Below are 19,458 nucleotides of genomic sequence, written 5' to 3'. Positions count from 1 at the left end.
TGCGATCCGGCCGGATTCGTCGAACCAGTGCCGAACCCTGGTCAGGCCCCGGGCACGGTCCCTGGCCGTCGGATGTCCATGTGCAGGAAGGGCTGGGGGCATTACCCTCGAAGGTGCCCCGGCGGTCCGATGGAGGACCGTGACCGACAGGACTGCGTTTCAGGCCCGATCACAGCCGGAGGGAGTTCTTCTGATGCCCAGCATCCGATCCGTCCAGGTGGACCATCCGGACGGCGAACTGTTCCTGACCACTCGCGACATACCCGATCCGGGGCCGGGACAGGTGCGGGTCACCGTCGAAGCCTGCGGTATCTGCCACTCCGACAACGCGTTCGTCACCAACGCGTTGCCGGGTGTGACGTTCCCGCTGACGCCCGGCCATGAGATCGCGGGTCGTATCGACGCGGTCGGCGACGGCGTACCGCGCTGGCGTCCCGGCGACCGGGTGGCCGTCGGCTGGTTCGGCGGTGCGTGCCTGTACTGCGACCACTGTCGTGATGGGGACTTCATACATTGCGAGAACCTCCAGGTGCCGGGCTGGCAGTATCCGGGGGGTTATGCGGAAGCGGTGGTCGTGCCGGCCAGCGCGATCGCCCGCATCCCCGACGAGTTCACCGCGGTCGACGCCGGACCGATGGCCTGTGCGGGAGTGACCACCTACAACTCGCTGCGCCGGAGCCAGGCCCGCCCCGGCGATCTGGTCGCGATCCTCGGCATCGGCGGGCTCGGGCACCTCGGTGTCCAGTTCGCCGCGAAGATGGGCTTCGACACCGTCGCGATCGCACGGGGGGAGGACAAGGAACCGCTCGCTACGAAACTCGGGGCCCGGCACTACATCGACTCCACAGCCCAGGATGTCGCCGCCGAACTCCGTCGTCTCGGCGGCGCCCGCGTCGTTCAAGCCACCGCCGCGAACGCCGAGGCGATGGCCGCCACGATCGACGGCCTGTCCACGGACGGTGAACTGATCGTCATCGGTGCGGTTCCGACGCCGATCCCGGTCAGCCCCTTCCAGCTGATCTTTCAGTCCCGCGCAGTGCGCGGGCACCCGTCCGGCACCGCCCGCGACATCGAGCGCACCCTCGACTTCGCCGCCGTCACCGGCATCCGGGCCATGATCGAGGAGCGGCCGCTCGACGACGCGCCCGCCGCATATCGCCACGCCCTCAGTGGGAAAGCCCGGTTCCGCGTGGTCCTGACAACAGGACTCTGACCGCAGCCCGGTCGCCGGGCGGAGTCGAGGCTGTGGGGCCGTCGGACGGTCGTGGCGAGATCGGCGGCTATGTGAATTCCCTTGCAGGATAGTGGGATTGGCTCATCGCTGATCCTTTGCATCTGTCGTGGCCTGCCATGTTCATCGCGGGGCGGTCGCGGCCATGGCACTGGGCGAGCCTCGGTCCAGCACTTTGCCGCTGCGGATACCGATGCACTGTTTATGCATCGATAAGCCGGTTGAGTCACCTGGCAGGCAGGCCCGCCGCGGCGGCGCAGTACTGCCACACCCGTTCCCGGTCGGCGGCCGACGTGCGGGTCCGCGCCCGGTAGTGCTCCGCCCGGGCGCGGCGATCATGCCAGAACCGCCCGGACGGGACGTCGGTGGCCGCCAGCCAGACCGCGGTGTCCGCGCCTTGCTCGGGTGTGCGCAGGAGTGGTCCGGCCAGCCGGCGGAAGCGGGGCAGTGCCGCCGAGATGCCGGGGGTGTCCACCCAGCCCGGGTGCATGCAGTGCACGGAAATACCCTGCGGCGCATACCGATCGGCGAGTATCGGGGTGAGGGCCACCTGGATGCGCTTCGAGCGCGCGTAGGCCGTCGCGCCGCGATAGGGGGTTGCCCGGTACTCGATGTCGCCGGGGTGCAGCGCCTGGGTGTACATGCCGCCGGAGGACATCAGGATCACCCGCGCCGCCGCCGAGCGGGCCAGCAGTGGTGTGAGCGCCTCGGTCATCAGCAGGGGGCCGAGCACGTGGGTCGCCAGGCAGAGTTCGTGGCCCTGAGGGTTCTCGGTTCGCCGCGGCGGCAGCACTCCGGCGTTGTGGACCAGCATGTCGACGCGATCGACCTGTCGGGCCAGGTCGGCGGTGAAGTCGCGGACGGCGGCCAGGTCGGAGATATCGCAGCACGTGACGCTGACCGCCGCGCCGGGCACGGCCGCGGTGATCTCCGCTGCCGCGGCGACGCCGCGCTCGCGGTCGCGCACGACCAGGGTGAGCGCCGCGCCGAGTTCCGCCAGGCCGGTCGCGATGGCCTTGCCGATCCCGGAGTTCGCGCCGGTGACCAGGGCGGTGCGGCCGCGCAGCGCATCGGTGGCGATCGGCGGCCACGACCCACGCCGGAGCCGGTGACCGAGGCGGCCGTAACCGAGGACGACCGTGCGGTCCAGGAGGTCGTCGAGGACGTGCTGTGCGCTCATGCCGTCGTCTCGCCTTTCGCTCGCATCGCTCGAAGCCGGGCATAGATTGAACCGATGCATCGTTTTTGCATCGATTGAATGCTAGCATCGACAGCCAGGAGCCGGGAACAACCGACCGGCGCACGCCCAACCGGCGGAGGAACCATGCACACCAGTCCATTGCGCGGCCGCCGATGGCTGCGCGCCGCGGCCGCGGCCGCGGTCCTGCCCGCCTGCTGGCCGCTCGCCGCCCGGGCGGCCGCCGCACCTCCGCCGCCCGTGCCAACGCTGGAGGTGTCCCGGTACACCGGAACCTGGCTGCAGCTCGCGGCGATCCCGCAGCCGTTCAATCTCGCCTGCGCACGCGACACCCGGGCCGACTACACCCCCACACCGGACGGGCTGACTGTGCGGAACTCCTGCACCACCTGGCTCGGCACCCGCGACGAGATCACCGGCACCGCGCGCATCACCGATCCGGACACCAATGCGCAACTGGGGGTGAGCTTCCGGGGCGAGTCCGATCCGGCGACCAACTACATCGTCACCGCGCTGGATCCCGACTACCGCTGGTCGGTCGTCGTGAACCCTGGCCGCACAGCCGGTTTCGTGCTCTCCCGCATGCCCGCACCCGACGCCGGGCAGTGGAGCGACATCCGCGCCGGCATCGACGCGGCGGGCATGGATCCCTGCCTGTTCCTGACCTCACCGGTGACCGGCGGCTTCGACGGAATCGAGCCGTTGTGCGCGCGCTGACCGGGGCGACCCGCCGCCGCGTCGCGGTGATCGGCAGCGGAGTGTCCGGCCTCACCGCCGCCTGGGTCCTGGCCCGCGACTGTGAAGTGGTGCTGTACGAGGCGGCTTCGCGGCTCGGCGGCCACGCCCACACCCATCGGGTGCCCGTGCGCGCGGACGGCTCCGGCGATCGCCTCGGCGTGGACTCGGGATTCATCGTGCACAACGACCGCACCTACCCGACGCTGCTGCGGTTGTTCGATGAACTGGGCGTGCGCACACAGGAATCCGACATGTCGATGTCGGTGCGCTGCGAGGGCTGCGGCCTGGAGTATGCCGGAGCGAAGGGGCCGCGCGGACTGATCCCGGAACCCGCCGCCCTGCTGCGCCCGCCCTATCTGCGCATGCTCGGTGAGATCACCCGCTTCCACCGGCTGGCGCGAGCCGAATTGGCCACCGGCGCAGACGAACCGCGCACCCTGGGCGAGTTCCTCACCGACTGCGCCTTCACGCCCTACTTCACAGCGCACTTCATGGTGCCGCTGGTGGCGGCGGTCTGGTCGTGCCCGCCACGACTGGCCCTGCGCTACCCGGCCCGCTATCTGTTCACGTTCCTCGATCATCACGGCATGCTCACCGTGTTCGGATCGCCCACCTGGCGCACCGTCACCGGCGGCTCGGCGAGCTACGTGCGGGCCGTGGCCGCCCGCCTGCACCAGGTGCGCGCGGGGGTTCCGGTCCGCTCGGTGCACCGTGGCGCGCACACCGTCGGCGTGCGCGACGATGCCGACGAGGTGGAGTTCTTCGACGCCGCGGTCATCGCCACCCACCCGGAACAGGCACTGTGCCTGCTGGATTCGCCGACCATCGCCGAGTCGCACATCCTCGGCGGGCTGCCCTATACGGCCAATCGAGTGCTGCTGCACACCGATGATTCGGTGCTGCCCCGGCGGTCCGGTGCGCGCGCCTCGTGGAACTATCGGCTGCCGCACTGCACGGCCACCCCGGAGCGGGTCCAGGTCAGCTACGACCTGACCCGGTTGCAACGCCTGCCCGATGGTCCGGGCGATCGGCGGTTCCTGGTCACCCTCGGCGACGACGGCCGGGTGGCGCCCGAAACCGTCCTCGCGACCATGGACTACGAACACCCCCGGTACACACCCGAATCCATGACCGCGCGCCGCCGGCTCGCCGAAATCGGGGACCACACCGTGGCGTTCGCCGGGGCCTACCACGGCTGGGGATTCCACGAGGACGGCGCACTCTCGGGCGTGCGCGCCGCCGAACGGATCGGCGGCCGGTGGCACGGGAGCCCGTCGACCCCGGCTGTCACCATCCGGGAGTCGTCATGACCCGAGCGAGGCTGGTGCGCACCGTCATTCACCACACGCGGCTGGCGCCGGTGCGACACGCCTTCACCTATCGCAGTTACAGCTGGCTGGTCGACCTGGACGAACTGCCCGCACTGCCGTGGCCGTGGCGCTGCTTCGCGAGCTTCCGGGCCCGCGACCACCTCGGCGACCCCGCTGCCACCCTGCGCGCCAACGTGATCGACTACCTGGGCGCAGCGGGGATCGAGCTGGGCGACGGACGCGTCCTCATGCTCGCCAACGCCCGGGTGCTCGGATACGTCTTCAATCCCCTCACCGTCTACTGGTGCCACGACGCGAACGGCACACTGCGCTGGGTGATCGCCGAGGTCCACAACACCTACGGCGAGCGGCACCGCTACCTGGCGCCCGCGCAGCCGGAAGCGATTGTCGCCAAGGAGTTCTCCGTATCCCCGTTCACTCCCGCCGCCGGGCGGTACCGGCTGCGGGCTCCGGAACCCACCGATCGGCTCCGGGTGGCGATCACGCTGGAAGGAACCGACGGCCGCGCCGTATTCGCCGGGACCGTCAGCGGGCGGGTGCTGCCCGCGAACCGGCGCACCGTGGCCCGGGTCCTGGCAGCGCATCCGGTCGAAACGCTGCGGGTGACCGCCCTGATCCGGTGGCAAGGGCTGCGGCTGTGGCGCCGGGGCCTGCCCATCACGCCGCGCCCGTCCGCTGCCTCCCGGGAGGTCCTGACATGAGCCGACGCTCGTTCGCGCGGCCGCCCGCCGTTTCCGGTGCCCACCGCATCGCACCGCCGCCGGTGCCGATCGGCACGCGGTCCGCACTCGGCCGCCCGGTCGTCCTGGCCCTGTTCGAGCGTGCGGTGCAACGCCTTCCGCTGCGGATCGAACTGCCCGGCGGCGCATGGTGGGGCGGCGCGCTCGACGATCCCGGTGCGCCCCGGCTGGTGCTCCACGATCCCGACGCCTTCGCCCGGCGGATCGCGGTCTCGGGTCTCATCGGGTTCGGCGAGGCGTACATGGCCGGCGAGTGGAGCGCCCCGGATCTGCCCGCGGTGCTGACGGTGCTGGCCGCCGACATCCGCGCCGTGGTGCCCAGGCCACTGCACGTGTTCCGGCCGCTGCTGCTCCCGCGGCACCCGCGGGCCACCAAGGCGACCGCCTCGGGTGCCCGCCGCAACGCGGCGCACCATTACGACCTGTCCAACGACTTCTTCGCGGCCTTCCTGGACGAGACCCTGACCTATTCGGCGGCGCTGTTCGAACGCCTGGAACCAGCGCCGACCTGGGATGATCTCGCCGCGGCGCAGCATCGCAAGATCGATCGGCTGCTGGACGACGCCGGGGTCGGGCCGGGCAGCACGGTGCTCGAGATCGGCACCGGCTGGGGCGAATTGGCGCTGCGGGCGGCCCGCAGGGGCGCGACGGTCCGGTCGCTCACCCTGTCCTCCGAGCAACAGCGTCACGCCCGGCAGCGGGTCGCGGCCGCCGGGCTGACCGACCGGGTATCGATCGAGCTGCTCGACTACCGTCACGTCGACGGGCGCTACGACGCCGTCGTCTCGGTGGAGATGATCGAGGCGGTCGGATACGACTATTTGCCCGGCTACCTGGCCACCCTCGAACGGGTGCTCGCACCCGGCGGGCGCATCGCTCTGCAAGTCATCACCATGCCGCACGACCGCCTGCGGGCCGCGCGGCGAACGCACACCTGGATCCAGGAGTACATCTTCCCGGGCGGGTTCCTGCCCTCGGAAACCCTGCTCGCTCAGCTTCTTTCGGTGCACACCGGTCTGGGGATCACGCATCGCCGCAGCCTGGGCCACCAGTACGAGCACACGCTGCGCCTGTGGCTGGAACGATTCACCGCCGCCGCCGACCACGTCGCCGACCTGGGGTTCGACGAGGTCTTCCAGCGGATGTGGCGGTTGTACCTGGCCTACTCCGAGGCCGGATTCCGCTCGGACTATCTCGATGTCGTGCACCTCGTGCTGTGCGAGCGGGACCGCGGTGCCGCCGATCTCGCCGCGGTGCGGACGTGAATTCCGGACCGGGCGGGACGCAGCTAGGGGCGGTGGCCGAGTTCACCGTGGGTGCGGTCGCGCGGCGGCTGGGTGTGCCGGTGGCAACCCTGCGCAGCTGGAATCGGCGTTACGGGATCGGTCCGCAGCGGCATCGGCCCGGAAAGCACCGGTACTACACCGGGACGGACCTGGCGACGGTCACCCGCATGGTCGAGTTGGTGCGGGCCGGCGCCAGTCCCGGTAGTGCCGCGCGGGCCGCGCGGGCCGTCGCCGAACCGGCCCCGCACCGCGGCGATGTCGGACCGGTGCTGGCCGCGGCGGAGAGCATGGATATCGCCCGGTTGCTGACGCTGCTGTCGGCGCACGTGGCCCATCACGGGGTGGTCGACACCTGGAATCTGTTGTGCCGCCCCGCCTTCGCGGAGATCGTCGATCGCCAGCGCCGCGGCGAGGGCTATATCGAGGTCGAGCACCTGCTGTCCTGGGCGTCCACGACGAGCCTGCATCGTGCGGTTCCGGCGGTGGCGGACGCGGCGGGGGAGCCGCGAATCGTGTTGGCCTGCACCGCCGGAGAGCAGCATGTGCTGCCGCTCGAAGTCCTGCGCGCGGCCTTGGCCGAGGGTGGCACCGCGGCGCTGCTGCTCGGTGCGTCGGTTCCGGCGGAGGCACTCGAGCGCGCTCTGTCCCGGCGGCGCCGCCCGGCCGCTGTCGTGCTGTGGTCGCAATCGCCGGGCACCGCGTCGCTCGAATCGCTGCGGGTGGCCACCGCCGCGGCCGGGTCGGTGTTCGTCGCCGGGCCGGGCTGGGAACACACCGGCGGCGAGGCCGACGTCTCGCGATTGCGCTCGTTGGAGGAGGCGCTCGATGCGCTTACCGCGCCGCGGACGCGCTGAGCAGTTCGACCGCTTCGGTGAGGTCGGCGAGCCGCCGGGCGGATTCGGGCAGGATGAGGGTGTCCCAGCCGGGACCGCCGACATAGACCGTCGCTTGGGCGTCGGCACAGGCGCGGATCGCGGAGGTGAGGGCCGTCGCCTCCTGCTGCGACCACAGCACGACCGTGGCCGGAACCGGGACGCGGGCCAGCGTGTCGGCGAGGGCCGCGGTCGGGACATCCGGCCCGAGCATGCGCGCCCCCACCTCTCGTTCCGCGAGCGCCGCGCGCAGCACTTCCAATGGCAGAGAATGGGTTTCACCGCCCGTGCAGGCGAGGATCAGCGGCGCGGACAGACGGGCGGTGGCCGGCGGCACAGTCCGGTGCAGGGCCGCGACGATGCCCCAGGACAGCAGATGTTCCACGTCCACGCAACCCTCGCCCCCGCGCTGGCGGCCGACGATGTTCGCGAAGGCGGGGCGGCACAAGCCATCCCAGGTGTCGATCACCCCGTACATGCGCACATGCTTCTCGACCAGATCGCAGACCACGTCGGTATCGAGATCGAACGCCGCCGACACCAGCGCCGCCGCATCACCGAACGACAGAGCCGAACCCCGGGCGGCCGCAGCCGCGCCGGCCGGCGTGGAACCGGCGCGGATCAGCTCGACCATCCGCGTCAGCAGCGCGATATCGCCTTCGGTGTAGAGCCGGTGTCGGCCCGGGCGATCCTGTGCGGGGCCGATACCGTAGCGGCGATTCCAGCTGCGCAGGGTCGCGGTCGGGATGCCGAGCCGTTCGGCCGCCGCGCGGACCGAGAAACCGGTCTGTTCGGGGGCGGATATCGGGCGGTGCGACATGCCTTGATTGTGCCTGTTCATGATCGGAAGGGGTGATTACGGTGCGGTGTGTGGTGTTCGGGGCCACCGGCTATATCGGTGGCCGCCTGGTGCCGGAACTGCTGGAAGCCGGGCACAGTGTGCGCGTCCTGGCCCGCGACGTCGGCAAACTCGACGACGTGCCCTGGCGGGATCGGGTGGACGTGGTGCGTGGCGACGTGACCCGCCCCGACGACGTGCGCAGCGCGCTGGCCGGGCAGGACGTTCTCTACTACCTGGTGCATTCCTTGGCGCGCACCGATTTCGAGCATGTCGATCGGGAAGCGGCGCACACGGTCGCGGCGGCGGCGGACAGTGCGGGACTGCGGCGGATCGTGTACCTGGGCGGCATCACGCCCGCCGATCAGGAGCTGTCACGCCATCTGGCGTCGCGCGCGGAGGTCGGCGAGATCCTGGTGCGGGCGGCGACGCCCGCGGTGGTGCTGCGGGCCGCCGTCATCATCGGTTCCGGCTCCGCGAGTTTCGAGATGCTGCGCTATCTCACCGAACGCCTGCCGGTCATGGTGACCCCGCGGTGGGTGCGCAACCGCATCCAGCCCATCGCCGTGCGCGACGTGCTCTACTACCTCGTCGCCGCCGCCGGTCTGGCGGGCGACGTGAACGACGCGTTCGACATCGGCGGCCCCGACGTGCTCACCTACCTCGGCATGATGCGCGGCTACGCGGCCGTCGCCGAGCTGCCCCGCCGGTTGATCGTGCCGGTTCCCGTGCTCACGCCGTGGCTGTCGGCGCAGTGGGTGAATCTGGTGACGCCGGTGCCGCGGGCGATCGCCGTACCGCTGATGGAATCCCTGGTCAACGACGTGATCTGCGCCGATCACCGGATCGCCACGGTCATCGCCGACCCGCCCGGCGGGCCGACGCCGTATCGCCGCGCGGTGGCCCTGGCCCTGCAGCGGGTCCGGGCGCTGGACGTGCCCACCCGCTGGTCGGACGCGAATCCGCCGCACGCCCCGGCCAATCCGTTGCCCACCGACCCGGAATGGTCCGGCGGATCGATGTATTGCGATGTGCGAGAACAGGATACGGCGGCCGACCCGGAAGCGGTGTGGTCGGTGCTCGAGGCGATCGGCGGCGCCAACGGCTGGTACTCCTTCCCGCCCGCCTGGGCGCTGCGCGGCTGGATCGACCGCCTGATGGGCGGCGCCGGGCTGCGCCGGGGCCGCCGCCATCCGCACCGGCTGCGCGAAGGCGACGCCCTGGATTGGTGGCGGGTCGAACGCCTCGAACGTGGCCGCCGGATCCTGCTCCGCGCGGAGATGCGGGTCCCGGGCCGCGCCTGGCTGGAACTGTCGGTTTCCCCGGCCTCCGGAGGCGGAGCGCACTACCGTCAGCGCGCCCTGTTCGAACCCCACGGCCTGGCCGGGCACCTCTACTGGCATGCCATCGCCCCGTTCCACGCACTGATCTTCGGCGGCATGGTTCGCAATATCACCGGTGCGGCACAGCGAGCGCGGTGAGCACCAGGCCGGGTGCTTCGAGGGTGCCTTCGGGCGGGCCATCTGTCCGCAGGGTGCCCCGCACGTCTCCGTTCAGGCCGTGGGCGAAGCGGCGACAGTTCGGGGGGAATTGGGCCGACCGTAGCCTGCCATTGACCTTGAACGCCTACCCTGGGGCAGGTCGGCCCCCTCCGCGGTGGCGCAGACCCCTCGGCAATTGCCTTTCGGGCCCTCGTGGCATTCCTCGCGCGTGGTCGACCTCGGCGTACACCGCCGCCGCGAGTTGAGAATCCAGCCCGCCCGGTGAGACCGGCGTCGGGCACGGATTCGGAGGTACGCCATGACAGCAGCTCCACGCGAATCACACGGTGACGGCCCCGCTCGGCGGGCCGGACGCTGGCACCGGACACCACCCACCATCACCCGCGGTTCCGACGACGATGCACCGGTGGTGCGCTGGCCGGATCCGAGCCGGCTCGAATCGTGGTGGAACGCGATCATGCATCACGCCGACGAGCCGCCCGTCGGCACGTGACACACCTGGGCGGCTGATGCGCGGCCCGGACACGAGCGTGACCATCGCAGGCTCGGTTTGCGGCGAGCCGCGCCGAAGACCTCATCCGGGCCGGGCCCGGGCGCTGACTGATCCGTAGCGCCCGGGCCCCGCATTCGGTCGGTGAGAGCGAACATGGTCACCGGTCCGTCGGCGGCCGACGGCCCGCCCGATTCGACCGGATCCATTTCCGCCCGCATCGTGGTGACACACCGTCATGCGCCCAACTGCCAAGTCGCCCAACGAATTCCATCAACAATGGACGGCTGTCTAGGTTGCCGAGGGCAACCGCAACTCGGTGATCGGGCACTCTGCCGGCTTCCGGCGCAGATGGCCGGTCTCAGGTCACACCTCCTCCAGAGCCCGTGCCTGGCGGTGGCGCTCACGCTCTGCCGTAGATGGCGGTGACGAATTCCCCGAGCGTGTGTTCGTCGAGGTGCCTGGCCAGATCGGCTTCGCTGATCATGCCGACCATGCGCTTGTGCCCGTCGATCACCGGCATCCGCTTGACCCGGTGGCTCTCCATCGACCCGAGCACCTCGGAGATGTCGGCGTCAGCGGCCACCCAGCGTGGTGTGGCCTCGCACAGCTCACTGGCTCGGGTGGTCTCAGGGGGCAATCCCCGGGCAACGCATTTCACCGCGATGTCGCGGTCGGTGATGATGCCGACCATTCGTTCGTTGTCATCGGCAACAACCACCGATCCGACGTCGAGCTCGGCCATCACCTGGGCCGCGTCGGCGACGGTCTGATCCTGGGATATCCACTGGGCGCCGGGTCTCATGATGTCGCGTGCCGTGGTCATAGAGCTACCTCCTCATATCCAGCCGGTGCTGATCAATGGGATGAAGCGACCCAATTCTCCGCGCTTATCGCCAGGGGTGCGAGATTCCGGAGCATCACGAAGCTGTGACTGTTCGGCATCGTCAGCAAGGATCCGGCCTTGGGCGCGGGAAATGGAATCCGAGGGTTATCGGATTCGGATGTAGCTTCTGCAGGAGATCGATGAAGCCCCCCAGGCTGGCTGGTGAGATCCCGGGAGTTCCTCCCGCCCGCGTCTACGGGCGGGGTGGGAGGGCATCGATGATGCGGGTTGAGAGCTGCGGCGCCAGGCGGGTTCGGATCGGCCACTATTGCCGTTGGATCAGCCATGGTCGGATGAATGGCGAGCCAGTACTGGGTGGGGATTTTGCTGGAGCACGGACTGCTTGTTCCGGCAGGCGTACGAGAAATAGGTATATCGGGGGTAGTTCGACCGTCGTGGTCGTGCCCACCGGCGACGAGGCTGAGAGGTGTCCCGTTGGCAACCCTCGAGCGGAGGAACCGATGTCTGCACCCACCCTTCAGCACAGCTCTCATGACGTCGGCATGGTCGCGGAAGAGATCTTGATGATCCGCAGATGCGTGACCTGTGACAAGTTGTTCGCGCCGACGACCGCCGGATGTTCCTCGTGTTTGTCCGACGACCTGGAGTTCGTGCCGTCGTCCGGTGTCGGGTCGCTCGTGTCGTGGCGGGTGGTGGATCGCGCCGGTGCGCGTGGTGAGTTGACGCCGTTGACGGTTGCGATCGTGGAGCTCGACGAGGGGCCGTGGGTCTATGCCTCCCTGGAGGGTGAGGTGCCGCCCGCGGAGGGGCCGGTGCGTGTGCAGTTTCAGCCGAGGCCCCGAGACGACAGGTTTCCCGTCTTCGTGGTGTGACGCCCCCGGAACGTGCGGTGTGACGAATTCGATCTCCCTGATGCCAGGCGCATCAGTGACCCCGCCGGCACCGCTGCGGGTGCGGGGGTCAGCGGAGATCTTTCCGATTCTGTGGGGGAGTGGTCGACCCGGGGCAACCGTCGAAATCTTCGGCAAGGATCCGGTGTCTGGCGCGGGAATCAGAACTTATCGGGGAATTGGGTGATGATGCCCTGGCTGAGAATGTCGGCGACATCCATCATGTGGGCCTTGGCCTCGCCGAATTCGGCGGTCGCGGCACTGTTGTCGCCGCCGATCACGGCGCTCGAGTAGGTGACCGTCTGGTCGATATGCATGCGCATCGCGTCCCGCATGTCCTACTGCGGCCAGCTGGGATTGATCCCGGCCAGGAAGTCCGCGATGTCTCGCGCGTTGGATTGCCAGTTCGCGACCGCGGCGTCGGGGGCCGGTTGGCTGTTGATCCTGGCGGCGGTGAGGACCGGCACGGCGTCGAGGATATGGATCGTCAACAAGCCGGTGAGTTGCGAGGCGACCTGCCTGCCGTAGTACGGCGCGAACGCGTTCCCGATGTCGACCTGGTTGCTCAGCAGCCCGGCCAGACTGGGCACCAATGCGACCGGATCGTTGGCGAACGCGACAACGACCGCCCAGGTCCCGTCCATGTGCTGATTCCACAACGACCGCATGCCGGCGTAGAGCTGGGTCTGCGCTTCCGTTGCGGGAGCGGTGTGCAACACCTGTGCCGACGCGAGGGGCACAGCATCGCAGACAGGAAGAACGCCTGCGGACAATGCGAGAGCTGCCATCGTTGCCGCAGTGACCGCGCGGTACTTGGCAGTGTGCTGGTTGGCCATGATGGTGCCTTCCTCAATGGGTTCACCATTCTTCGGGCCTGGTATGACACCCGACCCGATGTGGCACTACCCGATAGCCGATGATCTACGCGCCAGTTCGCGGTGACCGATTGCGCGCGCCACGGAACAGCGGGACCAATCCCACGATCGAGGTCACGGCGAGGACCGTCCGAGTTATCGATCGATCGCGGTTTCGGCCGTGCAGCCCGGGGAATGCCGTTGATGATCAACTACGGCAGACTTCCCGCGACCGAGCAGACCGGGCCGTGCGGGGGCGGCGGGCCGTCGCGATCGCCGAAACGGACCGGACTCCTCATGAACTACCGCGAATTGCTCGACGCCGTGCAACCGGCGGCTGAATTGGACACCAGCGACCAGGCTCGCAACGCCGTGAGCGCGGTCCTGGCCACCTGCGCGCATTGCTTGCCGCCTCCGGTCCGCCACCGCCTCGCCGACCGGCTGCCCGGCTTCCTCGAGTCGGCGTTGAGCAGGTACGGGACACCGCGCGCACTCGATTGCACCGCGGTGATCGCCGAGGTCGCCTGGCGCCTGGCGGTCTCACCCGAACGTGCCCGCCACCTGATCGACGTGGTCTTGCGCGTGCTGCGGCTCCAGGACCCAGAACTGCTCGCCGACCTCACCGCGCACTTGCGCGTCGACGTCGTGGACCAGTTGACCACCGCTCCCGAGCCGCTCCGCCCGATCGTCACCCCGCTGCCACCTGCGGTACCGCCCGGAACGCTCCCGGAGAGCGCGTGAGCGCGTGGCGATCGCGGGAGCTGGTCGTGGTCGGCCCGGGCGCGAAGGTTGGGTGCGCCCGGGCCTGGCCCGGATGTGGGTCGTCGGCGCGGCCTGCCGTGAGCTGACCGGTGGGTGTCGCGCAGTCGCAGGCGGCCTGGCCGCGACGGCGGGCACCCGGGGGGTGTCGGCGATTCGCTCGTTCAATCCGGTACGTCGTGCCTCGCACCGCCCGGACCAACCGGCACGAAGCACGACGCCGGTCCGCTCCAGTATGAAACTCCAGCGCCGCCAACACCTCCTCCCGCGCCGCCCGGTACGAATCCGATGCCGGAGTACGAGAAGTTCGCGCGGCCGTCGCGTGTTCGAGGCGTTCCGGACATGCGAAACGGCGCACAGTCGTGCCGATCCCATCTGATCGGGCTCGCAGGTCATCGCGGGTCTCGCGCTGCCATGCGGTCAGTGCTCATCCGGTTGCGGGATGTGTGCCGACGGTCCGGTGAAAGGTGCTGACAGCGGGGTGAGATGGTGGGTGGCGGGGCCCTCGAGCCGGGTGCCGTCGGCGCTGAAGCGGGAACCGTGCAGTGGGCAGTCCCAAGACCTCTCGGCCGGATTCCAGCGGACCACGCCCGCCAAATGGGGGCAGATGGCGGAGACTGTGGTGGTCGTGCCGTCGACAGTGCAGGTAGCGGCGGGGCGGCCCAGCCTGCGTTCGACTCGCCCATTGCCCTCGGCAGGTGGAACGGGCTCGTGAGCGGTGCGGGCCAGCTGCCACCAGCCCGCGCAGAATTCCAGTGCCACACCGGAAGTAGCGCGGGCCGCGGCGGGTAGCGACCGTAGTTCACCAGGCCGCCAGGTCGCGAAGACGCCCGCCCAATCGGGCCGCTTGCCGGTGATCCGGCCGGCCAGGACTTGGGCGGCGGCGACGGCATTGGTGAATCCCCATTTGGCGTATCCGGTGGCGAGCAGGATGCCGTCGTGACCGGGTAGCAGCGGACCCGCGTACGGGAGTTCGCCGATCGGCTGATAGTCCTGCGCGGACCAGCTGGTCAGCAGGGTCGCGGACGGGAACCAGCGCTCGGTCCAGCGACGCAGGTCGGCGACGAGCTCGTCGGTGTGGTCCGCGCGGCCGACCACATGACCGTTGCCGCCGACCAGCAGCACGTCGCCGTCGGGGTCGGGAACGGTGCGGATCGAACGAGTCGGCTCTCCTGCGGTGATGTACATGCCCGAAAACGACTGTGGCAGGCGGTAAGCGGTGAGGTAGGAGCGCAGCGGTAGCAGGCGTGTGAAGAATCCGCTCCGGTCCAGGATCGGAGTCCCGGTGGCGAGGACGACGGTCCCGGCCAGGACCGGCCCGTGCTCGGTCTCGACGAGGTGGTCGCCCGTCGCGGCGGTGCGCACGCCGTGGACCAGGCTGGATTCGTAGATCGGCACCGCGTGTGATTCCACGTCGGCGGCCAGACTCGCCAGCAGCGCCATCGGATTCAGCTGCCCCTGCCGCGCGAGCCGCACCGCGCCCACGGCGGGGAACGGCGCATCGATCCGGTCGGTGAACTCGACCGGCATCTCGGCCTCTCGCAGGGCGCCGAATTCCCTTCGTACGGTGGCTAGTTCGCGTTCACTCTGGGCGTAGGTGTACGCGTCCGCGGGCTGCCAGGCGACACCGCGGCTGCCGCAGTACTCCAGCAGCCACTGCTGGCCCGCGTGATTGGCGTCGAGGTAGGCGCGCACCATGTCGGCGCTGTGCCGATGCCGGATCCGCTGGGCTCGGATACCTTGCAGCAGGCTGACTTTGGCATTGCTGGCACCGGTGGTTCCGTCGCCGATGCGGCGGGCCTCGATGACGGAGACCTCGACTCCGCTCTGCGCCAGCAGCAGTGCCGTGACCAGGCCGGTGAGCCCGCCGCCGATCACGACCACGTCATAACGCGCCCCGGGTGTCACGCGCAGGCGGGCCGCAGCCGTGTTCTCGATCTTCCAGACTGGTGTCATGGTGACGCTATAGCCCGATGGCGGCCGCCGAAACCGCAGGGCCACTCCGTCGCAGCGCTGCTGTGTGGCACTTCGACCTTGATTCGGCACCCTCACGGGTAGGCCCCTGGTTGTCTCTGCAATCCGATCATCGGACCGCGGAATTCTGTGTGCGCACGTCCTGACCTTCAGCGAGCCAGTCTCGGTGCGACGCATTTCAAGTCGGCGACGAATGCGAGGTAGGCCCGGTCGCGGTCGGGGTTGCGCAGGACCGACGCCGGGTGCACGGTCGGCAACACCACGTACCCGGCGTGCGGGAGGAACTGCCCCCGGTGGCTGGTGATCCGGAACGAGGGTCCCAGCAGCGATTGCGCCGCCACAGCGCCCAGGCAGACCACCAGGCGCGGTCCGATCGCCCGGATCTCGGCGTCGAACCACGGTGCGCACGCGACCACCTCGGTGCGGTTGGGCTGCTGGTGAATTCGCCGTTTGCCGCGCTCGGTGAACTTGAAATGCTTGACCGCGTTGGTCACATACACCTGGTCGCGGTCGATTCCGGCGTCGGCCAGCGCCCGGTCGAGCAGCCGCCCGGCGGGTCCGATGAACGGATGCCCCACCCTGTCCTCCTGGTCGCCGGGCTGCTCACCGAGCAGCACGATGTCTGCGTCGGCCCGGCCCTCACCGAAAACCGTTGGCCCGGCGAAGCGGTACAGAGCGCAACCCTGGCAGTCCCGAGCCGCCTTCCGAAGGCCCGGCAGCCCTGCGTGCTGGGGAACGAAGTCCGCGGCGGTCACGGTGCCGGGTAGTTCTGTGCGGTCAGCAGGCGGGCCAGGTGGGCGGTGTTGCGGGCCAGTGTGGCTGTGGCGTCGGCGACCGCGTCGGGCTCGGCGGGCAGATCGCGATAGTCGGTGCCGCCCATGGCCTGATCGTTCCAGTAGGTGCAGCCCTGGGCTGGGATGGTGAAGCCGATATCGTCGAGGCCTTGGAAGAGGTCGGCCACGATCTTGTGCGCGCCGTCCTCGTTACCCACGACCGCGGCGACGGCTACCTTCCCGGTCATGGCCGGTCGGCCCGCTGCGTCGGTAGCGGAAAGTTCGGCATCGAGCCGTTCGAGTACCCGCTGCGCCACCGAGGACATGTGTCCGACCCAGGTCGGGGTCGCGATGAGCAGGATCTCCGAGGCGAGAATCTCCTCGCGAATGGCCGGCCATTGGTCCCCGTCTCCTTCGTCCGCGCTGATTCCCGGACGGACGTCGTAGTCGACGACCCGGACGATCTCGCCTTTCACGCCGTGCTCGGCGAGCCGATCGAGGATGCGGCGGGCCATGAGGTCGCTGCTGGACTCGTCCGGCGACCGCTTCAGCGTGCACACCAGGGCGACGGCGTTCAATTCGGCCGCGGGCGATTCGGCGGTTGTCGAGGTCATGGCGACTCCGTTCCCAGTGGCGGTGTTGTGCAGGAATTACCCCCGTGATCGCGAGGTAACCGGGCCGGATTTCGCGGAATGGTGAGCAGCGCGCCGAGAATGCCGAAATCTATCCAGTGTGCGACACCAGTCATCGCAAACACCGACTGGTCGAGGCCGAGCGCCGGGCCGGTATTCCCGTTGCTTCAATGGCCTTGCCGTACAGCGGATCCTGCCACATCCCGGGCTCGGCGATGCCGCCACTCGGTGACGATCACAGCGCCGCCGGTCAACAGGAACGCGGCGCACGCCACACCGGCCACTATCGCCCACCCGCCGAATCCGGTCCCGGCGGCCACCAGCGCCAAACCCATGCTCACGATCCCCAACCCCAGCAATACGATTCCGACCACATTGACACTGTCCTCGATGCCCTCGCCGGAATGACGACGCCACAATCTGCGCTGTCGACCAGGCGATTCTTGCGATATGTTCCGTCCTGCCATCATGGGCGCCTCCTTGCAAATGTGCCGAATCCGGTCACCGTCGGGAACTACCCGCGGGCGCGCATTCGAATCGCGGAGGCCGGAAGGTGGCGCACCCGGTCAGGCCGGACGACCTGCCCTCAGATCCACGACGGCGTCGTAGCGCATGGGCGATGTATCAGCGGAGCCGCGTCGCCCAGGTCGGAGCGATCAGAAATCCGAGATCGTCCCCGAAGTCGTCGTGTTACCGATCGCCCTCCTCCTGGGAGATCGCCTCGATGGTCTTGCCGGCCACTTTGTGTTTCAGGGCGCGTGCGATATCGGCTTGAGCGATGATCCCGACCAGCTCATTGTTCTCGATCACGGGTAGCCGCCGGATCTGGTGGTCGGCCATCAGATGCAGCACCGTGGATACGTCGTCGTCGGCGTTGACGAGCACGGGAGTCCCTTCGGCGAGGTCGCCGGCCTTGATACCGAGCGGGTCCTTCTGCTGTGCGACGACTTTGACGACGATATCGCGGTCGGTGAGCATGCCCTTCAACCGGAGGTTCTCGCCGCAGATCGGCAGGGCGCCGATATGCAGGTCGGCCATCTTGCGCGCGGCGTCGAGCACGGTGTCGCTGGCGCGGACGCATTCGCAGTCAGGTGTCATCAGTTCGCGTGCGGTTGTCATTTCCTTGTCCTCCTGGGTGTTTCGTCGAGAATGGTGTCGCCCCGCCTGATATTGCCGGTTGTCGGGACGGGTGCGCGGTCGACCGGATCGCGAGCGCCGATGCCGGAGGTGAATTCGTGAATCCGCAGTGGTCCCCCCGCGGTCCGCGATAATGGTGGGGTGTCGATCTCGGCGGCGGCGCGGATTCCGTCGAGCACCTCCAGCAAGGCTTCGACTGAGCTGTAGCGAGGGCTCCAACCGAGTTCGGCGTGGGCATGGACGCGGATGTCGACACCGGCCCAGGACGTCTTCTCGATTCGAAGCCGTGGTTGCCGGCGTGCCAATCCGATGGTCGAAGTCACGACGGGATCGGCAGACAGGGCGTGGACCACCGAGATTCCGACATTGCCGGTTGCGCCGACTACGACGACACGCACAGGAAGCTCCTCTCAGCGGGTGAACCTCGCCCCTACGCCATACCCGGGCTTGTCGCGATCACACGACGGCGCGATGAATACCTGATCGCCAGCGGGGTAGGCGCATGGATACGACGGTTGACCGACCCCGATCAAGGCTCGATCCACGCATGGGAGGTGCGATCATGAATCCACTTCAGCGCGATCGCACAGCTATCGGCTCGGTAGCCTTCGGCCCCAGCGGGGCATGGTCGGTGCGGGTTGCCGTCGGAGCCGACCGAGTCGACATCGAGTCCGGCGACATCGACTCTCGGACGCGTCGCAGTCGCGTTGGGCCCGATCGGTCGCATGATCGCCGAACACGTTGCCGCTTTCGTGAATTCACGGTTCTACGGTCCGATTCTGGCCGAGTTGACGGACATCCGTGTGATCGACCTGATCGATCGTGCGTGGAACGCCGGAATTCTCACTTCTGGTGCAGTACAACCGATTGCCTGAGCTACTTCGAAAGGATGAGGTGATGGTGCGGATCGGTGAGCTCGCGGAGCGGGTGGCTGATACGGCTGTGCGGACGGGGCGTACCGTGGCTGTCACGGAGTCGTTGACGTGTGGGAAGTTGTCAGCGGCGCTCGGCGCGGCACCGGAGTCCGCCCGCTGGTTGCGTGGTGGGGTAGTGGCCTACAGCGCACACGTCAAGCATCGCGTGCTGGGCGTTCCCGACGTGCCTGTCGTCTCGGAGCCGGCCGTGCGCGCAATGGCAGCGGGAGCGCGGTCGCTGCTGGATGCAGATATCGCGGTGGCGGTGACCGGCGTCGGAGGCCCTGGCGCGCAGGACGGTGAGCCCGCGGGCTCGGTGTGGTTCGCGGTGGACGCTTTCGGCGAGACGAGGGTCCGGCACGAGCAATTCGACGGTGAGCCAGAGCAAGTTCTGGCCGCGGCCGTCGAAGCCGCGATCGGCATGCTGCTCGATGCGGTCGGGAACTGAGAGA

At 69.1% G+C, this 19,458-nt stretch carries 23 protein-coding genes; 12 read left to right on the top strand and 11 right to left on the bottom strand.

The genetic code is table 11. From position 1 onward, the window contains the following. The first annotated feature begins 193 nt into the window (after window positions 1-193). Window positions 194-1,213 (top strand): alcohol dehydrogenase catalytic domain-containing protein, encoded by a 1,020-nt coding sequence (locus ACFRAQ_RS16500; RefSeq protein WP_379100085.1) that lies wholly within the window; start codon window positions 194-196, stop codon window positions 1,211-1,213. Between the two features lie 244 nt (window positions 1,214-1,457). Here ACFRAQ_RS16500 and ACFRAQ_RS16495 read toward each other — a convergent pair whose 3' ends face one another. Next, entirely contained in the window at window positions 1,458-2,411 is a 954-nt protein-coding gene (locus ACFRAQ_RS16495; protein WP_379100084.1) for an SDR family NAD(P)-dependent oxidoreductase, read from the bottom strand. 144 nt (window positions 2,412-2,555) lie between these two features. Here ACFRAQ_RS16495 and ACFRAQ_RS16490 point away from each other — a divergent pair, with 144 nt between their 5' ends. From ACFRAQ_RS16490 to ACFRAQ_RS16470, 5 genes are read left to right on the top strand one after another with little or no spacing between them, the layout of a single operon-like run. Further along, window positions 2,556-3,146 carry a lipocalin family protein gene (locus tag ACFRAQ_RS16490; protein WP_379100082.1) on the top strand — a complete coding sequence of 197 codons (591 nt, stop codon included), beginning with the start codon at window positions 2,556-2,558 and terminating at the stop codon, window positions 3,144-3,146. Then, window positions 3,134-4,477 carry an NAD(P)/FAD-dependent oxidoreductase gene (locus ACFRAQ_RS16485; protein WP_379100080.1) on the top strand — a complete coding sequence of 448 codons (1,344 nt, stop codon included), beginning with the start codon at window positions 3,134-3,136 and terminating at the stop codon, window positions 4,475-4,477. The genes ACFRAQ_RS16490 and ACFRAQ_RS16485 overlap by 13 nt, the downstream gene beginning before the upstream one ends. Beyond that, window positions 4,474-5,199 (top strand): DUF1365 domain-containing protein, encoded by a 726-nt coding sequence (locus ACFRAQ_RS16480; protein ID WP_379100078.1) that lies wholly within the window; start codon window positions 4,474-4,476, stop codon window positions 5,197-5,199. The genes ACFRAQ_RS16485 and ACFRAQ_RS16480 overlap by 4 nt, the downstream gene beginning before the upstream one ends. Next, entirely contained in the window at window positions 5,196-6,503 is a 1,308-nt protein-coding gene (locus ACFRAQ_RS16475) for a class I SAM-dependent methyltransferase (RefSeq protein WP_379100076.1), read from the top strand. The genes ACFRAQ_RS16480 and ACFRAQ_RS16475 overlap by 4 nt, the downstream gene beginning before the upstream one ends. Further along, a complete protein-coding gene (locus ACFRAQ_RS16470; RefSeq protein ID WP_379100074.1) occupies window positions 6,500-7,378 on the top strand; it encodes a MerR family transcriptional regulator in 879 nt (292 codons plus the stop codon). The genes ACFRAQ_RS16475 and ACFRAQ_RS16470 overlap by 4 nt, the downstream gene beginning before the upstream one ends. Here the strand turns inward: ACFRAQ_RS16470 and ACFRAQ_RS16465 are convergent. Then, window positions 7,356-8,216: a MerR family transcriptional regulator gene (locus ACFRAQ_RS16465; RefSeq protein WP_379100072.1), complete on the bottom strand. Its 861-nt coding sequence runs from the start codon at window positions 8,214-8,216 to the stop codon at window positions 7,356-7,358. The genes ACFRAQ_RS16470 and ACFRAQ_RS16465 overlap by 23 nt on opposite strands. A gap of 50 nt (window positions 8,217-8,266) precedes the next feature. On the opposite strand from ACFRAQ_RS16465, the gene ACFRAQ_RS16460 reads away from it, so the two are divergent. Together ACFRAQ_RS16460 and ACFRAQ_RS16455 are read left to right on the top strand one after the other, a co-directional pair. Then, window positions 8,267-9,715 (top strand): SDR family oxidoreductase, encoded by a 1,449-nt coding sequence (locus ACFRAQ_RS16460; RefSeq protein ID WP_379100070.1) that lies wholly within the window; start codon window positions 8,267-8,269, stop codon window positions 9,713-9,715. Between the two features lie 319 nt (window positions 9,716-10,034). Then, complete coding sequence (locus ACFRAQ_RS16455) at window positions 10,035-10,229, top strand: hypothetical protein (RefSeq protein ID WP_379100068.1); 195 nt, start codon at window positions 10,035-10,037, stop codon at window positions 10,227-10,229. A 400-nt stretch (window positions 10,230-10,629) separates the two neighbouring features. Here ACFRAQ_RS16455 and ACFRAQ_RS16450 read toward each other — a convergent pair whose 3' ends face one another. Next, on the bottom strand, window positions 10,630-11,052 hold the full coding sequence (locus ACFRAQ_RS16450; RefSeq protein WP_379100066.1) for a CBS domain-containing protein: 423 nt from the start codon (window positions 11,050-11,052) through the stop codon (window positions 10,630-10,632). Window positions 11,053-11,615: 563 nt separating this feature from the next. On the opposite strand from ACFRAQ_RS16450, the gene ACFRAQ_RS16445 reads away from it, so the two are divergent. Then, complete coding sequence (locus ACFRAQ_RS16445) at window positions 11,616-11,945, top strand: Zn-ribbon domain-containing OB-fold protein (protein ID WP_379100064.1); 330 nt, start codon at window positions 11,616-11,618, stop codon at window positions 11,943-11,945. A gap of 179 nt (window positions 11,946-12,124) precedes the next feature. Here ACFRAQ_RS16445 and ACFRAQ_RS16440 read toward each other — a convergent pair whose 3' ends face one another. Together ACFRAQ_RS16440 and ACFRAQ_RS16435 are read right to left on the bottom strand one after the other, a co-directional pair. Further along, window positions 12,125-12,280, bottom strand: coding sequence for a hypothetical protein (locus ACFRAQ_RS16440; protein ID WP_379100062.1), 156 nt, complete (start codon window positions 12,278-12,280; stop codon window positions 12,125-12,127). 21 nt (window positions 12,281-12,301) lie between these two features. Continuing rightward, window positions 12,302-12,799 (bottom strand): hypothetical protein, encoded by a 498-nt coding sequence (locus ACFRAQ_RS16435; protein WP_379100060.1) that lies wholly within the window; start codon window positions 12,797-12,799, stop codon window positions 12,302-12,304. Window positions 12,800-13,012: 213 nt separating this feature from the next. Here ACFRAQ_RS16435 and ACFRAQ_RS16430 point away from each other — a divergent pair, with 213 nt between their 5' ends. After that, on the top strand, window positions 13,013-13,558 hold the full coding sequence (locus ACFRAQ_RS16430; protein ID WP_379100058.1) for a DUF2267 domain-containing protein: 546 nt from the start codon (window positions 13,013-13,015) through the stop codon (window positions 13,556-13,558). Between the two features lie 438 nt (window positions 13,559-13,996). Here ACFRAQ_RS16430 and ACFRAQ_RS16425 read toward each other — a convergent pair whose 3' ends face one another. The 6 genes from ACFRAQ_RS16425 to ACFRAQ_RS16400 all read right to left on the bottom strand — a co-directional run bounded on the left by ACFRAQ_RS16425 (window position 13,997) and on the right by ACFRAQ_RS16400 (window position 18,490). Beyond that, the gene (locus ACFRAQ_RS16425) at window positions 13,997-15,532 is read right to left on the bottom strand and encodes an FAD-dependent oxidoreductase (protein WP_379100056.1); all 1,536 of its coding nucleotides are present in this window, start codon (window positions 15,530-15,532) and stop codon (window positions 13,997-13,999) included. 167 nt (window positions 15,533-15,699) lie between these two features. Beyond that, the gene (locus ACFRAQ_RS16420) at window positions 15,700-16,305 is read right to left on the bottom strand and encodes a UdgX family uracil-DNA binding protein (protein WP_379100055.1); all 606 of its coding nucleotides are present in this window, start codon (window positions 16,303-16,305) and stop codon (window positions 15,700-15,702) included. After that, window positions 16,302-16,937 carry a flavodoxin family protein gene (locus ACFRAQ_RS16415; RefSeq protein ID WP_379100053.1) on the bottom strand — a complete coding sequence of 212 codons (636 nt, stop codon included), beginning with the start codon at window positions 16,935-16,937 and terminating at the stop codon, window positions 16,302-16,304. The genes ACFRAQ_RS16420 and ACFRAQ_RS16415 overlap by 4 nt, the downstream gene beginning before the upstream one ends. A gap of 185 nt (window positions 16,938-17,122) precedes the next feature. Then, complete coding sequence (locus tag ACFRAQ_RS16410; RefSeq protein ID WP_379100051.1) at window positions 17,123-17,329, bottom strand: hypothetical protein; 207 nt, start codon at window positions 17,327-17,329, stop codon at window positions 17,123-17,125. 316 nt (window positions 17,330-17,645) lie between these two features. After that, window positions 17,646-18,074: a CBS domain-containing protein gene (locus tag ACFRAQ_RS16405; protein ID WP_379100049.1), complete on the bottom strand. Its 429-nt coding sequence runs from the start codon at window positions 18,072-18,074 to the stop codon at window positions 17,646-17,648. Beyond that, entirely contained in the window at window positions 18,071-18,490 is a 420-nt protein-coding gene (locus ACFRAQ_RS16400; protein ID WP_379100047.1) for a hypothetical protein, read from the bottom strand. Before ACFRAQ_RS16400 ends, ACFRAQ_RS16405 begins: the two co-directional genes overlap by 4 nt. Before the next feature lie 327 nt (window positions 18,491-18,817). Between ACFRAQ_RS16400 and ACFRAQ_RS16395 the strand changes: the two genes are divergently transcribed. Together ACFRAQ_RS16395 and ACFRAQ_RS16390 are read left to right on the top strand one after the other, a co-directional pair. After that, the gene (locus tag ACFRAQ_RS16395; protein ID WP_379100045.1) at window positions 18,818-18,967 is read left to right on the top strand and encodes a hypothetical protein; all 150 of its coding nucleotides are present in this window, start codon (window positions 18,818-18,820) and stop codon (window positions 18,965-18,967) included. Window positions 18,968-18,989: 22 nt separating this feature from the next. Next, a complete protein-coding gene (locus ACFRAQ_RS16390; protein WP_379100296.1) occupies window positions 18,990-19,454 on the top strand; it encodes a CinA family protein in 465 nt (154 codons plus the stop codon). The last annotated feature ends 4 nt before the right edge of the window (window positions 19,455-19,458 follow it).

This window comes from Nocardia sp. NPDC056611, assembly GCF_042792755.1.
Lineage (GTDB): Bacteria > Actinomycetota > Actinomycetes > Mycobacteriales > Mycobacteriaceae > Nocardia.
Note: the sequence above shows the minus strand (reverse complement) of the source record. Positions and strands in the feature narration are given on the sequence as shown.